This is a genomic window from Kineobactrum sediminis, from assembly GCF_002868715.1.
Lineage (GTDB): Bacteria > Pseudomonadota > Gammaproteobacteria > Pseudomonadales > Halieaceae > Kineobactrum > Kineobactrum sediminis.
This window is the reverse complement of sequence record NZ_PKLZ01000012.1, coordinates 56,408-72,343: the sequence shown is the minus strand read 5'-3', so window position 1 is coordinate 72,343 and position 15,936 is coordinate 56,408. Positions and strand designations below refer to the sequence as shown.

Sequence of the window (15,936 nt, the reverse complement as noted above, 5' to 3'; positions counted from 1 at the left end):
ATCCGCTGGAGGGGCCGGCTTTATTCTTTCAGGATTTGAAGTCTAGCAGTTCAATATGACATTGCTGGTTTGATGTGGTTATTTGTGATCAAGGTCGCAGTAACTGAGTAAGTCAAGGAAATCGAGGTAAGACTTAAGGCCCTATACCAGGAATTCCAGCGGTGGTGGGTGGCTTAAAAAAAGATGCGGGCTGGCAGTAAAGCCGTAGGCGCCAGACTGGAACAGTACCACCAGATCGCCAATGTCGGCGGCGGGCAGGGGCATCCGCTCGCCAAGAATATCCAGGGGTGTGCACAGCGGGCCGACCACCGACACGTTTTCCAGGGTGTCACTGGTTACCCGGTTACCGATACAGACAGGGTAGTTCTTGCGTATCACCTGGCCGAAGTTGCCGGATGCCGCGAGATGATGGTGCAGGCCACCGTTGGTGATCAGGAAGGTCTGCCCGCGCGATACTTTCTTGTCGCTGACCTGGCACACGTACAAACCCGCTTCCGCTACCAGGTAGCGGCCGAGCTCCATCACGATCTCCACATCGGGCATTGCCGCAAGCAGTTCATCCACCAGGCGTTGGAGGTTGTGCATTATCGGCTTGAGGTCGAGGGTTTGTTCGCCGGGAAAATAGGGTACGCCAAAGCCGCCACCGATGTTAAGCCAGCGCAGTGGCCGGGGTGCCTGTTCCGCCAGGCGCAGCGCCAGGTCAAAGGTCTTGTCATGGGCTTCAATAAGCGATTCCGGACGCAGGTTTTGCGAGCCGCTGAAGATATGCAGGCCGACAAAATCCAGCGGCAGGTTCGCCAACACCTGCATCACCTCGGGGACTTGCTCGGCATCGATGCCAAAGGGCTTGGGGCCGCCGCTCATTTTCATGCCGGAGGCTTTCAGTTCAAAGTCCGGGTTAACGCGGATGGCCACCTTCGGCAGGGTTCCGGTCTCGCCGGCCAGTGCCGCCACGCGGTGCATCTCGGTGCTGGATTCAAGAATGATGATTACCCCGGCGGCGACGGCTGCGCGGAGGTCGGCATCGGACTTCCCGGGACCGGCAAAGCTGATGTCGGCGCTGGCGGTGCCGGTGGCAATCGCCACCGCCAGCTCGGCTCCAGAGGCCACGTCCAGGCCCTGCACCAGGCCGGACATGTGCTGTACCACCGCTGGCATTGGATTGGCCTTGATCGCATAGTGCAACTGGATGGCACTCGGTAATTGTGCTTTGAGCTCCGTTACCCGTTGGCTCATCACGCTGCTGTCATAGGCGTAGAAGGCCCGGTCACCGGCGCGCTCCGCGAGGGTGGTGATGGGCTGGCCACCAATGTGCAGGCAGTTGTCCACCACCGGGAAATTATGCTGCCCGACGTGTTGGGGGCGGCTGCGGACTTTGCCTTCGGCGCTTGCGATATCTGTACTGGTCACGCGGATGTGTCCTCGAAAAGGGTGGCGTATTCGGCGCCGAGTGCACGGCGATCAATCTTGCCGTTCTGGTTGTGGGGCAGGGTATCGCGCACCACAATCCGGCTCGGTACCATGAAGTTCGGCAGTTCGCGCTGGCAATAGGCCAAAAGTTCGGCGGCTACAGTATCATGTTCGCCGGTACCCTGGCCCGGTGTTACCACCAGCGCGATGGCCTGGCCCAGGAGCCCGTGTGCCAGGCCCAGGGCGGCGGCGCCGGCTACCAGCCCCGAATTGTAGGCGATTTCTTCCACTTCGGTAGGGCTGACCCGGTACCCGGAGGTCTTGATCATGTCGTCCTTGCGGCTGACAAAATACAGGTAACCCTCTTCATCTTTTACTACCTGGTCGCCGGACCATACTGCCAGCTCGGGTAGCGGCAGGGCGGCATCCTGGGCCGGGCAGGGTTTGAAGCGCTCGGCGGTTTTCTCGGCATCATTCCAGTAACCCAGCGCCACCAGTGCGCCGCGGTGAACCAGTTCCCCCGGCTCGTTGGGGGCACACAGCTCACCGGCTTCATTAACCACCAGGATCTCGGCATTGGGAATTGCCTTGCCGATGGACTGGGGCCGCAGGTCCAGTTGTTCCGGCGGCAGGTAAGTGGAGCGGAATGCCTCGGTGAGGCCGTACATCAGGAATACACGGGTGTTGGGCAGGCGCTGGCGCAACTCCCGGGTGGTGGCCACGGGCATGGCGCCACCGGTATTGGTCACGTAGCGCAGGTTCTCGGCCACCGCGGGCGGCCAGTCCTGCTGGATCAGCTGGTTCCACAAAGGCGGCACTGCCGCCAGGCCGGTGACCTGGTAACGTTGTACGGCCTTAAGGACATCTCGCGGCAGCAGGTAGTCCATCAGCACGACAGAGGCGCCTGCGGAAAAGGCGGTGGTCAACTGGCTCAGCCCGGCATCAAAACTCAATGGCAATACCGCAAGCAGGCGGTCACCGGGGGTGTTTTCCAGGTATTGGGCAACGCTGCGTGCGCCCGCCACCATATTGCGGTGGGATAGCACCACGCCCTTGGGGTTGCCGGTGCTGCCGGAGGTGTAAAGAATGGCTACCCGGTCACTGTCGATGCGTCGGTGTGGGGTTTGTGGGGGAGTGGTCCGCAGCTGTGGCCAGTTGATGATAGTGAAATCGGCCAGTTGGCGCGCCACGGCCTCGCCGCGTTCCCCGGTGAGTTCATCGACCAGTAGTATGGTCTTCAGTTGATCACATTCAGCCAGCTCATCCGCCAACAGCTGCAAGCGCTGGGCAGAGGTGACCAGTACCCGGGCCTGGCTGTGTTGCAGGATGTAGTTCACCTGGCGCGGTTTCAGCAGGGGATTCACCGGCACAAAGCAGGCTCCCGCCGCGGCGGCACCGAACAGGGCGGTGGCGGTTTCAATCTGTTTGGGCAGGTACACCGCTACCCGGTCACCGGCGTTGATGCCGGTTGCCAGCAGGCCGTTGGCGGCGCACTCTACCTCGGCCCACAATTGGGCGTATGTCAGGCTGGTGGCCCGGTAGAGCAGGGCAGGCTGGTCGCCATCGCCGGCAGCACGCGTGGCGATGAGTTCGTGGAGCAGGTCAGCCATGCATTTATCTCCGGGGTAGCGTGTTTGTTTGCGCTGTATGGGCATTCTGGACTATGGTTTCCCGAGGCGGGAGTGTCCTCCCTGCAGGTTTGTGCTGCAACCGTCGGGTCCCGGAATGTGACCCATGTCATGGAAAACGGCATTATGAGCCAGTTAATGAAAGTACGTCATCTGTTGTTCTCCGCGCTGCTGCTTTTGGTCAGCCCGCCTCTGTTGGCGGCATCACTGGCCGATATTATAGAACGGGTTAGCCCTTCGGTGGTCGGTGTGGGTACCAGTTATCCCCCGCGACAGCCGATCGGTGCGGAGCGTCCCAACCAGTTGCTGGGTACCGGCTTTGCGGTGGGCGACGGGCAGTACATCGTCACCAACTACCATGTGTTGCCGGAACTGCTGGACCTTGAAAACAAGCAGGTGCTGGCGGTATTTTCCGGTCGTGGGGATGATGCCGTGGTTCGCCCGGCGACGCTCGTGGCACAGGACGTGCTGCACGATCTCGCCTTGTTACGGATCAGTTCAGGGCCCTTGCCGACACTGGAGTTGAGCGATGCCACAAATGTCCGCGAGGGTGACCCGGTGGCCTTTACCGGCTTTCCGATTGGCGCTGTGCTGGGCCTGTACCCGGTAACCCATCGCGGTATGGTCTCGTCCATTACTCCGGTCGCCCGCACCGCGGATGCCGCACGCGATCTCAGCGCGGCGCAGATGCTACGCATGCGCAATCCGTTTAACGTATTGCAGCTGGATGCCATCGCCTATCCCGGTAACAGTGGTAGCCCGGTCTACCATCCGGACACTGGCCGGGTGCTCGGTGTGGTCAACAGTGTATTCGTGAAAGAGTCTCGCGAGGCAGTGCTGGAGCGTCCCTCGGGTATCACCTACGTCATCCCCGTGGTTTGGGTACGGGAGTTGCTGGCGCGTGCAAGCCCTTGAAACCTGGTTACGGGCAGTTTTTATAGACAGCTTATGATGTGGTTTCGTCCCGAGTTGCGAGTGCTCTTTGTGTGTACCGCCAATGTCTGTCGCTCACCACTGGCAGAGGCCATGTTGCGCCACCGCTTGCGGGCCATGGGGCTGGGTCGCAGGGTGCAAGTGCGTTCCGCGGGCACCCGGGTGGGGCAGCGCGGCCGCCGCCCGGACCCGAGGGTGGTGAAGGTTGCCGGTGAGGCGGGGGTATCGCTGGGGCGTATTCGTGCGGCGCCACTGGTTCCGGACATGCTGGCAAACAGCGATTATGTATTGGTCATGGACCGTGGGCACCTGTCCGACATCACCGTTCTCATGGGCGATGCGCCGGTCCCCGAGTCAGTGCGCTTGCTGGGAGAATACGTTTCCGCGGAGACGGCGGAAGCAGACATTGCAGACCCTTACTTTGGTCACCTGGAGGGCTTTGTCGAAGTCTTCTCACAGATTGATAGGGCGCTGGATGGCCTGGTCCCGGATCTTCAACAAAGATTACGGGGGTCAGGTCTCGCATTGTAGCATTTGGTGGTGCAGGGGTAGGAGCTGGGGTCAGGTCTCGCATTGTTGCATGCGCCTTGATGGGCGCATGCAACAATGCGAGACCTGACCCCAGCCTTCAAGTTGCACAGCCCAATGCTACAATGCGAGACCTGACCCCGGCTCCCTACTTCCTCCTGGCCAGCCGCTGGCGAGCCACCAGGTGGTGGCAGCTACAATAATATCGGTAACGTCGGGATAACGTCCGGGAACAAACTGCTGGTACCACTCGAGGGCAATCACCGGCAGCATCAATAGCCCGCCGCGGATCATTTTGCCGCGCCACCTGAGCGGATATTCGGGAGAAGTGACATAGGCCAGCGCAACAAATAACCAGACCAGTTCCAGCAAATGCAATATCCCGTTAATGCTGCCCATGTGGCCCCGGAACGGGATCCAGTTTATTGGGCGTAGGGCGTCATCTGCAGTTCCGGGCAGTAGTGATTCGTGCACATGGAATGCGAACAATGCGCAGAACGCCAGCAGCCGCAGCATGGGTGCCGGCAGGTGCCGCAAGAGCAACAATGGCGGAACGATACAGATACCCGCGATCAGCGTTTCCGGCGCCAATACTCGACTAACGATAATCAGCTTGCCAGCCAATACCAGCATAATGGCAATCACGATTAACCGCGCATGGCGTGATGTGGGTTGCAGCGCCGCCAGGGCGACAGTGGCAACCCCGAATAACATCAAAAAATAGCGGATAAAGCCATTGTGATTGAAGGGAGCATGATCGAGCAGGTGCGCTTTTAGTGGTGCCAGCCCGGCTCGAAGATTATCCATGTCCAGAGAGGGCACCAGGGGAAGCCATTGCGACAAGGCCCAAAGTGACAGCGCGAGTAATGCCAGCCGTCCCTTGCCCGGGTCGCGTAATGCGCGAACTGAGTTCTTGTAGAGCTTCTGGACCAGTGACAGCCGGGTAGCCGCACCTGCAATCAGTGCACCTACCAGACTGCCGCAGGTATTGAGCAATATGTCTGCAAGCGATGTTACGCGCCCCGGCAGATACGTCTGGCCGAACTCAAGTACAGTTGAGAGGCTCGCTCCGGCAAGTATCGCAAGCAGCAACCGCAGCCATGTCCGATAACGCAGGTGTAGCATCACCAGCAAACCAAAGGGTACATAAACCAGCAGGTTTAGAATGGTGTCTGGCCGTGACATCCTGGTCGGCCAGTCCATGGCGAGGAACGGCTCCAACCCACCACGGGGCCAATCCCAGGCGTTAAGCGGAAACCACGTGCCATATACCAGCAACAGCACATACGCCAGCAATGGCCAGCGCGATATCAAAGGTGGGGTCAGGTCTCGCATTGTTGCATGCGCCTTAACGGGCGCATGCAACAATGCGAGACCTGACCCCAGCCTTCAAGTTGCACAGCCAAATGCAACAATGCGAGACCTGACCCCATCCCTTCAAACACAATCTACTTGAGGCCGTATTTTTCGAGCATGGTGTAGAGGGTGGGGCGGGTGACGCCGAGGAGTATTGCGGCCTCGGAGATGCTTTCGCCGGCGTAGCCGAGGGCGCGGAGGACGGCGTCGCGCTCCGCGGCATCGCGCACCTGGCGCAGGTTCAGGGGGCGCTCCTCGGTACCGGCTTCCAGCTCCAGGTCATCGGCGGAGATCTGGCTACCGTCGGCCATGATGGCAGCACGCTTTACCCGGCTTTCCAGTTCGCGCACGTTGCCGGGCCAGGCGTAGGCTTCAATGGCGGCCAGCGCACCGTCGTCAAAGGCTTTGGTGCCGCCACCCAGCTCCGCCGCAAAGCGCGCCAGGAAGGCCTTGGCCAGTACCTGGGCATCGCCGGTGCGGTCCTTGAGCGGCGGTATCTTGATAGTCATCTCGCTCACCCGGTAGTACAGGTCCTCGCGAAAACGACCATCCGCTATCTGCTGTTCAAGATTCTGGTGAGTGGCGCAGATGATGCGCACATCAACCGGGATTTCCTTGCGCCCGCCAATGCGCTCCACCACCCGCTCCTGCAGGAAGCGCAGCAACTTGGCCTGCAGCTCCAGGGGCAGGTCACCAATTTCGTCCAGGAACAGGGTGCCCTTGTCCGCGTATTCGATCTTCCCCGCGGTTTGCTGGCTGGCGCCGGTGAAGGCACCTTTCTCATAACCAAACAGTTCGCTCTCCAGCAAGTTGGCAGGAATCGCAGCGCAATTAATGGCCACCATTTTATGGTTGGCCCGGGGGCTCAACTCATGCAGGGCGCGAGCGAAACGCTCCTTGCCGGTACCACTGGCGCCCAGCAGCAGGGTGGTGATATCGGTCGGCGCAATTTTCTCGACCGTGCGACACACCTTCAGCATCTGCGGGCTGATAGCGATGATGTCCCGCAGCGGCATGTCTTCGCTGGCGCGCTGCAGGCGCCGGTTTTCCATTTCCAGCTCGAACACGTGATACGCACGGTCAACCAGCAGTGACAACAGCTCCGCTTCCGCCGGCTTCTGGTGAAAGTCGTAGGCGCCGCCGGCAATTGCCTTTACCGCGTTGGCACGGTCGTTATCGCCGGTCACCACAATAACCTTGGTCTCCGGCGCCAGCGACAGTATTTCCCGCAAAGTCGCCAGGCCCTCGGTAACACCACCCGGGTCCGGCGGCAGCCCCAGGTCCAGCAATACCACCCCGGGCTGGAAGCGACGCAGAGCGGCAATGGCCTCGGCCCGGTCCCCGGCTATTGCCACTTCGTAACCATCAAAGGCCCAGCGCAACTGGCTTTGCAGGCCTTTATCATCTTCAACCACCAGCAGGTGCTTGGGCGTTGCTTTTGCCATTGTAATCTCGTCCGTTATTGAATATCCGCAGCGGAATCCGCTTCGGGTTCACCGGCAACCGGCAGGGTCACGCGGAAAAGGCTGCCGTGCCCGGGATTGCTTTCTACCTGGATGTCGCCGCCAATCTGGCGGATATATTCGCGGCTTTCAAACGCGCCGATGCCCATGCCGGTCAGGCCCTTGGTGGATTCAAAGGGCCGGAACAGCCGCTCGCGGATGAACGCCTCATCCATACCCCGGCCACTGTCCTCGATGTGAATCGTGGCCTGATGCGCATTGCCGCTCAGCCGCACCGTGACCGTGCCCTCCGCGGGCGTGGCCTCCTGGGCATTCTGGATCAGGTGGTTGAACACGGTAGCCAGGCGTTCGCTGTCGGCTTCCGCCACGCAGTCAAAATCCCCCCCAAAATAGTGCGGCGCAGGTTGCGAACCACTGCGGCCGCTTACCACCCGCTGTAACAAGGGTGCCAGTTCAACCCTTCCCGCCGCCGCGCTGCGCAGGCCGGTGCGCATTTGCTCCATCAGCCGCTGCATCCGGGTCACTGAATTATCCACGGTGCTGATCATGTCATCAATGAACGCCGGGTTATCGCGATGCTTGGCCGCATTGGACACAATCAGTGACTGTTGTGCCAGGATATTTTTCAGGTCGTGCACCACATAGGCGGATAACCGGTTGAAGGCGTCAAACTGGCGCGCCTCCACCAGCGCCTGGCTGGCCAGATGCTGGGCCAGGTGACTGGCGGCCTGGCGCCCGGCGGTTTTCAGCAGGTCGCGGTCTTCCCAGTTGATACTGTCCTTCAGGTCGGATTGCCGAAGCATCACCACCCCTTCCACACGATCGCGAAACAGCAGCGGGATGACCAGCCACAATTGCTGGTCCCGCACCAGCCATTCCGGCAACTGCAAATCGCCATACAGGTCCGGGGTACTGTGCCACTCCTTGAGGTCCACTACCCAATCCCGGCGCTGCAGCCACTCCGGCAGCATCCCCAGTCCCTCCGCTGAAGAACCCTCGGGCACCGGCATCTGCCAGTTGGCCAGCAGGCACAAATTGCGCCCCTCGCGGCCACCCCACAGCAGGCCGGCATGGCTGCTGGCGAGCGGCGCCATGGTTCGCACAATCCCCTCGGCTACATCATCATTGAGTGTCGCCAGCGCCTGGGTAAACTTGAGCCACTCCTCGCGGTAATCATAGCGATAGCTGAAAAAGTGCTTGCTCAGCTGCACCCGCAGTAGGGCGCGGAACTTGCCGGAGAATAGCAGGCTGAACAACAGCGCAGCGGCGGCGGCCAGGAAACCCAGCTGCAGTACGCCGCCCCAGGTACCGCCCATGAACTTGATAAAGTAGCCGATAACCGCCATGCCCAGCAGGTAGATACCCGCGCCCATCAGGGTCACGGTGTGAAACACCACCTGCCGGGACAGCTGCAGGTTGACCTTCCAGCTGCTGTTGCGCGCCATGGCTATCGCCAGCCAGGGGGTAGCCACCGCATTGATCAGCCCCCGCGCCTGCCACAGGTCCGAGTCCAGCTTGCGAAACAGCAGGGCCTCGGAATACATGAAGAAGTCGTACACAAACAGCGCGCCCAGGCCCAGGCACAGATACTTGAGTGACCAGCGCTCACCGGAACCGGCATTGCGGAACAATTGTTCAATGAGCAGCAGGCCGAGCAGCGCCATGCCCAGCCACAGCGCCAGTATCAGCTCATAGCCTATGGTCACGCGAACAGGCAGCAAGGGCTGCAGCAGCGGCATCACCAGCACCGCCAGGATGACCGCCAGCACCAGCAGAAAAACCGGGCGCCAGGTCTTGCCGTGAACACTCCAGGCATTGCCGTCACTTTGCAGGCCCAGCAGCTGCAGTAAAAAGAACAGCCAGCCGGCATTGCGCAGTAACTCGGTAATGTACATCAGGGTGATGGGTGGATAGTCGGCCAGGGTGCCCAGGCCGACGGTTGCAGCCCACAGGCTGCTCGCAGCGCAGGCCATTACCAGGCTGGGCCCCAGCGGCTTTACCCGCCACTGTATTAACAGCAGCCCGGCGAGAGCGGCAAAACATAGGCTCGCGATAAGGTGGGTAAATAGCCCGATACTGGCCGGCATGTGGTTATCCTGTTGCCATGATGTGCACCGCATCACGCTTTGGCGTGGCTGTAAATTCCAGTAGACCTTATACTCCCGCCTTCGTGGTGTAAACGCTGGCCATGTGCAAGCGAGACCCACCGCACAAAACAGCAAGGAGCAGGCGTTATTCTGGCGCCTGCTGGCCCAATCACAGGGAACGGGATTTGCGCGTGAATGCATTTCAGGTAACAGAGCAGAAATTACAGGCCACGCCGGCAACCTGGCTGGTAACCGGAGCGGCGGGCTTTATCGGCTCTCACCTGGCGCAGACGCTGGTCAGCCTTGGCCAGCGCGTGGTGGGCATGGATAATTTCTCCACGGGTTACCAGCACAACCTGGAGGCAGTGGCAAAGGCCGTGAACCACGGTGGCCACTGGCAGTTCATCGAGGGCGACATCCGTTCACTGGAAGATTGCCGGCGCGCGACAGCCGGGGTGGACTATGTATTGCACGAAGCTGCCCTGGGCAGTGTGCCCCGATCCCTGGAAGACCCGCTGCTCACCAACGCCTCCAATATAGACGGCTTTGTTAACATGCTGGTGGCCGCTCGCGACGCCAGGGTTCGCCGCTTCGTCTACGCCGCTTCCTCCTCGACCTACGGTGACCACCCCGGCCTGCCGAAGGTGGAGGACGAGATCGGCAAGCCGCTGTCGCCCTATGCCGTGACCAAATATGTAAACGAACTGTATGCGGATGTCTTTGCCACCGCCTACGGCATGGAAACCATCGGCCTGCGTTATTTCAATGTATTCGGCCCGCGCCAGGACCCGCAGGGCGCCTACGCCGCCGTTATCCCGCGCTGGTTCGACGAGCTGATGCAGGGCCGGCCATGCCAGATCAACGGTGACGGGGAAACCTCCCGTGACTTCTGTTACATCGACAATGTGGTCCAGGCCAACCTGCTGGCGGCCACCGCCACCCACCCCGATGCCGCCAACCAGGTCTACAATGTGGCCTTCGGTGGTCGTACCACGCTCAACGAATTGTTCTACTACATCCGCGACCTGCTGCGCGAGCAGCGCCCCGCTATCGCCAACGCAGAGCCGCTTTACCAGCCGTTTCGCGAAGGTGATGTGCGCCACTCCCAGGCGGATATCAGCAAGGCCGCGAACCTCCTGGGTTATACCCCTGCCTTTGATGTTGCCGCGGGGCTTGCCCGCACCGCCGACTGGTTTGTCGCCCAATCCCCCAGACAAGAGTAATAAAAGATGCATGAAACAATAGCGATTGTTGGCCTGGGCTATGTTGGCCTGCCACTGGCGGTAGCATTTGGTGGCCGGCGGCGCACCATCGGTTTTGACCTCAATGAGCAGAAGCTGGAGCACTACCGCCGGGGTCATGACCCCAGCGGTGAAGTGAGCCCCCAGGCCCTGGCGGATGCCAGCCAGCTGGAATTGACCAGTGACCCGGCACGGCTCGCGGAAGCCTCCATCATTATTGTGGTGGTGCCCACGCCCATTGACCAGGCCCACCGCCCGGACCTCAGTCCGCTGGAGGGTGCCTCGCGCACTGTCAGCCGGCATATGCGCCCCGGTACTGTGGTGATCTTTGAGTCCACCGTGTACCCGGGCTGTACCGAGGAAGTGTGCGTGCCGCTGCTGGAGGCGGGTTCCGGCTTGCAGTGGGCGGGGCGCGAGGGTGCCAGCGTGGCCGCGGAAGAAGGTTTTTATATCGGCTATTCTCCCGAGCGCATCAACCCGGGTGACAAGGTTCACCGTCTGGAAACCATCGTCAAGGTGGTATCCGGCGACACTCCGGAAACCCTGGAGCGCGTGGCGCAATTGTACGAAAGTGTGGTCACCGCGGGCGTGCATCGCGCCGCCAGCGTGAAGGTGGCCGAGGCCGCCAAGGTGATCGAAAACACCCAGCGCGACCTGAATATCGCGCTGATGAACGAGCTCGCGCTGATCTTCAACAAACTGGGTATAGACACCCTCGATGTACTGGAGGCGGCGGGCACCAAGTGGAATTTCCTGCCTTTTCGGCCGGGGCTGGTGGGCGGCCATTGCATTGGCGTGGATCCGTACTATCTTACCTACAAGGCCGAGAGCGTGGGCTATCACCCCCAGGTGGTACTCGGCGGCCGCCAGACCAACGACGGCATGGGGAAATTCATTGCGGAACAGACCGTAAAACAGCTGGTGAGTCGCGGCCACCCGGTGGCGGGAGCAAGGATTACGGTGCTGGGCCTGACCTTCAAGGAAAATTGCCCGGACCTGCGCAACTCCCGGGTGGAGGATATTATTCGCGAACTACAGGATTATTGTTGCGAGGTGACCGTGCACGACCCCCAGGCGTCATCTGCGGAAGCGGAAGCGGAATACGGCGTCAGCCTCTGCCCCTGGGACGAGCTGGCACCGGCGCATGCCGTGGTACTGGCGGTGCCGCATGAAGAATACCTGGCGAAGGGCATTGGCCTGGTTACACCGTTGCTGGCGCCAAACGGCGTGGTGATGGACATCAAGGGCGTGCTCAATCGCAGCGAGGCGCACGCTCAGGGTGTGGCGTTGTGGCGTTTGTAAGCCGCGTGACCCGGTTCACATCTGGCCCAATGCGCGCTTGCTACCGGCACGCTTTAACTGCAATATTAGTTGTTATAACGTCAATACACTGAAATAGTGACGAGTCGCCATGTACGACCAGTTCTACCATTTCAAGTCAGAGCCGTTCCGGCTAAGCCCGGACCACGCCTTCGCCTACGCGCACAAGGGCTTTAACAAGGCCCGCGCGTACATGAGCTACGCCTTCAACCGGGCGGAGGGCTTCGTGATGATCACGGGTCGCCCCGGGACCGGCAAAACCACTCTCATCGGCGCCCTGGTCGATGACCTTGCCGGCAAGGATGTCAGCGTTGCCCACCTGGTCTGCACCCAGTTGCAGGCGGATGACCTGCTGAAGATGGTGGCCTACGAGTTCGGTGTTTCGGTGAATGTGGTGGAGAAGGGCGAACTGCTGCAGCGGCTTACCCAGCAGTTCAGGTCCTGGCACCGGGATGGTCGCCGGGCGCTGCTGATTGTGGATGAAGCACAGGATCTGTCGGTGTCGGCCATGGAAGAGCTGCGCCTGTTAACCAATATCCAGGTGAGCGGCAAACCCCTGCTACAGATTTTCCTGCTCGGCCAGCCGGAGTTGCGGGAACTGGTATTAAGCCCCGCCCTGGAACAGGTGCACCAGCGCATCGTCGCGGCCAGCCACATGCAGGCCCTGGCGATGGAGGAAACCCAGGCTTACATCATGCACCGGCTGGAAGTGGTGGGCTGGCGCGGTGACCCCGCCATAAGCCAGGCGGTGTTTCCGCTGGTGTACAAGTTCAGCGAGGGTATTCCCCGCAGGATCAATCTCATTTGTAGCCGCCTGTTGTTGCACTGCGCCGTTGAAGAGCGCCACCGGATAGGCGTTGCCGATGTGCAGGAAGTGGTGCGGGAACTCCAGGGCGAGAGCCTGGCCGCGGGCGCCAGCTTTGCCGCGGCGGACTTTGCCGTTGATGATGTGCCCAATCCGGACACTGATCACGGCACCGGTAATGATTCGGCCCCGGCGGCGTCTGCCGAACCGGCCGTCGCACAACCTCCGGCCAGAACGCCCGCGCCGCCCGTGACACCGCAAAAACCCAACCCGCGCACCCAGCAACGTCAGCGCCTTAAAGTCGTGGCGAATGGGGCCGCCGGCGCCGGGGCCTTGCACGCGGATGATTTTACGCCGCCGGGATTTGATACCAATGGTTACGCTGCCGGTGAAGATGACAGCGATGAAGAGGCTGCCGAAGAAATAATAATCGAGACAGCGGGTGCCGCGATGGCGCAACCACAGGATGCCCCCACTCGGCCACAAGCCGCGCCGGGCAAATCCCGCAAAGCCCGGCCCGCCGATGCCGAGGCAGGTGCTACACCCACATCCCGAAGCCCTGCGCCCGAACCTGCAAACCATTCCAGGCCGGCCCCGGCGCAGCACACTCGCAATGGTTCGCCGCGTGTGGCGCCCGCGACCAGGGCAGTTGATGCCGCTCCCGATACCACTTTCGATAAGTCTCGCGGGCGGCGAAGTTTTACGGATTCCTGGATGATTTTAGCGGTGTTTGGCGCCTCCGTGGCGCTGGTGATCTGGGGCGCCAATGGTTTCAGCCTGGCTTTTTTTACTCAATAATTGCAGGGCTGGTTGTGATTGATTTCACACTGTAGGGTTACACTGCGTTACCTTCGCAGTGTTTTATGGTTTTAATGGGTGCTATTCAAGAACAAACCCGGGTCGCCGGTGACCCAACAGGAGCAAAAAAATGAACAAACACTTTCAACTGGATCGTTTGCGCAGCCTGGTGGCCCTGCCACTTGCCATGCTGGTAGCGTTTACCCTGAGTGCCTGTGGTTCGCAGCCCTCCCTGCCTTCCGGGGAGCGCTTTGACGAGCCTGATTACAATTATGTGATTGGCCCCGGCGACACCATGGAAATTTTTGTGTGGGGTAACCAGGAACTCAGCACCACCGGCATTGTGCGCCCGGATGGCAAGTTTACTACTCGCCTGGTGGAAGACCTCCAGGCCAGTGGCAAAACCTCTACCGAACTGGCTCGCGACATCGAGAAGTCCTACGGTGAATATGTGCGCCAGCCGGTGGTCAGCGTTATCGTCAATGGTTTTGTCGGCGTACCGGAACAACAGGTACGGGTGGTCGGTGAAGCCGCCACGCCGTCGAGCCTTCCCTACAGCCAGCACATGACCCTGCTGGACCTGATGATAGCCGTGGGCGGCATGACCGAGTTCGCCGCCGGTAACCAGTCGGTACTGGTGCGCAGCCACAGTGGCCAGCAGCAGTCCTTCGGCCTGCGCCTGGATGACCTGCTGAAGAAGGGCGATATTTCCGCCAACATGGCGCTCAAGCCCGGCGACATCGTCATCATCTCCGAGTCCTGGTTCTAGGGCTCGGTACGTATTCTCAGGCTGGCAAGGTAGATACCCATGCAGGAAGCATTCGCGCTTTTTATCAGTTATGCACTTGGTGTCTGGCGTCATCGTTGGGTGGCGCTGGGTATCGCCTGGGTGATCGCCCTGACGGGCTGGGCCTATGTGGCGCAAATGCCGGAATCCTATGTCGCCAGTGCCCGGGTCTATGTTGACACCAACTCGGTACTGCGACCGCTTATGCGGGGCCTTACCATCAACCCCAATATCGACCAGCGCATCTCCATGTTAAGCCGTACCCTGCTCAGCCGCCCCAATCTGGAAAAGCTGGCGCGGATGACCGACCTGGATGTGCAGGCCACCACCGAGATACAGCAGGAAGCCCTGGTAAAGCGCCTGGAGAACTCCATTTCGCTGATGGGCGAGCGCGGCAATGCCTCACTGTATTCCATTTCGGTAACAGACCGCGACCGCGAAACGGCACGACGTGTTGCCCAGGCGCTGATTACTGTTTTTATTGAAACCTCGATGAATGACAAGCGCCTGGACAGTTCCGGCGCCAAGACATTCCTCGAGCAACAAATCGCCGAAACCGAGCAGCGGCTGATCGCGGCCGAAACCCGGCTGGCGGTGTTCAAGCAGCAGAATGTGGATATATTGCCGGGCGAGCGTGGCGACTATTACAGTGGCCTGCAACTCGCCAAGTCCAATCTGGAGCAGGCTGAGCTGCAGTTGCGTGAAGTACAGAACCGGCGTCGTGAACTCGAGCGGCAGATTGCAGGTGAAGACCCGGTCTTTATCGGCAGTGGTTCAGCCGGTGGCGCGGATTCGGCGGTAGCCGCTCGTATCCAGGCCATGCGCCTGCAAATGGACGAGCTGTTGTCGCGCTATACCGCCAAACATCCTGAAGTGGTGCGATTGACCAACCTGATAGCCGAGCTGGAAGCCGAGCGCGACGCGGAGTATGAGCGTTTGCGGGAAGAGCCCGGCAGTGCCCGCTTCAGCGGCCTGGCCAGCAGCCCGGTATACCAGGGCATGCGCAGTATGCTGGCGCAAACCGAGGCCCAGGCAGCGGAGTTGCAGGTGCGGGTGGCCGAATACCAGCGGCGCGTGGACGAGCTGGGGACTATGGTAAACCAGATTCCCGAGGTCGAGGCACAGCTGAAGCAGCTGGATCGCGATTATGGTGTTATTTCAACCCAGCACCAGCAGCTGCTGGAGCGGCGTGAGTCAGCGCGGCTGTCCGGGGATGTCGAGAGTTCCGCCGGCGACGTCAGCTTCCGGGTGATCGACCCGCCCTTTGTGCCGCGCAAGCCCAGCGAGCCGAACAAATCCCTGCTCAATGCCGGCGTACTGGTGATGGCCCTGGGCGGTGGCATCGGTTTTGCTTTGCTGCTGGCCCTGCTGCACCCGATAGTGACTGATGCGCGCATGTTGTCCCACGCCACCGGCCTGCCGCTGCTGGGGACCGTTACCTGGAACCAGAGCAGTGAAGACAAGCGTCGCAGCCGCTGGCAACTGGCCACATTTGTAGCTTGCGGGGGCGTCCTGCTGCTGGTCTTTGCCGGGGTGCTCACTGTACCCGGGCTGATTGCCTGACGATGCCGGAGTTCTAT

Annotated in this window: 12 protein-coding genes; 7 read left to right on the top strand and 5 right to left on the bottom strand. The window is 60.8% G+C overall.

Features of this window, described 5'->3' with window-relative positions; all coding sequences use genetic code 11:
- Positions 1–141 precede the first annotated feature (141 nt).
- The gene (locus CWI75_RS15040; RefSeq protein ID WP_206604750.1) at positions 142–1,410 is read right to left on the bottom strand and encodes a pyridoxal-dependent decarboxylase, exosortase A system-associated; all 1,269 of its coding nucleotides are present in this window, start codon (positions 1,408–1,410) and stop codon (positions 142–144) included.
- A complete protein-coding gene (locus CWI75_RS15035) occupies positions 1,407–3,020 on the bottom strand; it encodes an acyl-CoA ligase (AMP-forming), exosortase A system-associated (protein WP_101522345.1) in 1,614 nt (537 codons plus the stop codon). Before CWI75_RS15035 ends, CWI75_RS15040 begins: the two co-directional genes overlap by 4 nt.
- 156 nt (positions 3,021–3,176) lie before the next feature.
- Here CWI75_RS15035 and CWI75_RS15030 point away from each other — a divergent pair, with 156 nt between their 5' ends.
- Both CWI75_RS15030 and CWI75_RS15025 read left to right on the top strand, forming a co-directional pair.
- Complete coding sequence (locus CWI75_RS15030; RefSeq protein ID WP_206604749.1) at positions 3,177–3,953, top strand: S1 family peptidase; 777 nt, start codon at positions 3,177–3,179, stop codon at positions 3,951–3,953.
- 33 nt (positions 3,954–3,986) lie between these two features.
- On the top strand, positions 3,987–4,502 hold the full coding sequence (locus CWI75_RS15025; protein WP_101522343.1) for a low molecular weight protein-tyrosine-phosphatase: 516 nt from the start codon (positions 3,987–3,989) through the stop codon (positions 4,500–4,502).
- A 117-nt stretch (positions 4,503–4,619) separates the two neighbouring features.
- On the opposite strand, the gene CWI75_RS15020 is transcribed toward CWI75_RS15025, so the two are convergent.
- The 3 genes from CWI75_RS15020 to prsK all read right to left on the bottom strand — a co-directional run bounded on the left by CWI75_RS15020 (position 4,620) and on the right by prsK (position 9,405).
- Positions 4,620–5,834, bottom strand: coding sequence for a VanZ family protein (locus CWI75_RS15020; protein ID WP_101522342.1), 1,215 nt, complete (start codon positions 5,832–5,834; stop codon positions 4,620–4,622).
- 113 nt (positions 5,835–5,947) lie between these two features.
- Complete coding sequence (gene prsR, locus CWI75_RS15015; RefSeq protein WP_101522341.1) at positions 5,948–7,300, bottom strand: PEP-CTERM-box response regulator transcription factor; 1,353 nt, start codon at positions 7,298–7,300, stop codon at positions 5,948–5,950.
- Between the two features lie 14 nt (positions 7,301–7,314).
- Positions 7,315–9,405 carry an XrtA/PEP-CTERM system histidine kinase PrsK gene (prsK, locus tag CWI75_RS15010; protein WP_101522340.1) on the bottom strand — a complete coding sequence of 697 codons (2,091 nt, stop codon included), beginning with the start codon at positions 9,403–9,405 and terminating at the stop codon, positions 7,315–7,317.
- 191 nt (positions 9,406–9,596) lie between these two features.
- Here prsK and CWI75_RS15005 point away from each other — a divergent pair, with 191 nt between their 5' ends.
- The 5 genes from CWI75_RS15005 to CWI75_RS14985 all read left to right on the top strand — a co-directional run bounded on the left by CWI75_RS15005 (position 9,597) and on the right by CWI75_RS14985 (position 15,919).
- Positions 9,597–10,628: an SDR family oxidoreductase gene (locus CWI75_RS15005; RefSeq protein WP_241521250.1), complete on the top strand. Its 1,032-nt coding sequence runs from the start codon at positions 9,597–9,599 to the stop codon at positions 10,626–10,628.
- A gap of 6 nt (positions 10,629–10,634) precedes the next feature.
- The gene (locus tag CWI75_RS15000) at positions 10,635–11,948 is read left to right on the top strand and encodes a nucleotide sugar dehydrogenase (RefSeq protein ID WP_101522338.1); all 1,314 of its coding nucleotides are present in this window, start codon (positions 10,635–10,637) and stop codon (positions 11,946–11,948) included.
- A gap of 109 nt (positions 11,949–12,057) precedes the next feature.
- Positions 12,058–13,569: an AAA family ATPase gene (locus tag CWI75_RS14995; RefSeq protein WP_101522337.1), complete on the top strand. Its 1,512-nt coding sequence runs from the start codon at positions 12,058–12,060 to the stop codon at positions 13,567–13,569.
- Positions 13,570–13,699: 130 nt separating this feature from the next.
- Positions 13,700–14,338, top strand: a complete 639-nt coding sequence (locus tag CWI75_RS14990; RefSeq protein WP_241521249.1) for an XrtA/PEP-CTERM system exopolysaccharide export protein — start codon at positions 13,700–13,702, stop codon at positions 14,336–14,338.
- A gap of 39 nt (positions 14,339–14,377) precedes the next feature.
- On the top strand, positions 14,378–15,919 hold the full coding sequence (locus CWI75_RS14985; RefSeq protein WP_101522336.1) for an XrtA system polysaccharide chain length determinant: 1,542 nt from the start codon (positions 14,378–14,380) through the stop codon (positions 15,917–15,919).
- Positions 15,920–15,936: the final 17 nt, after the last annotated feature.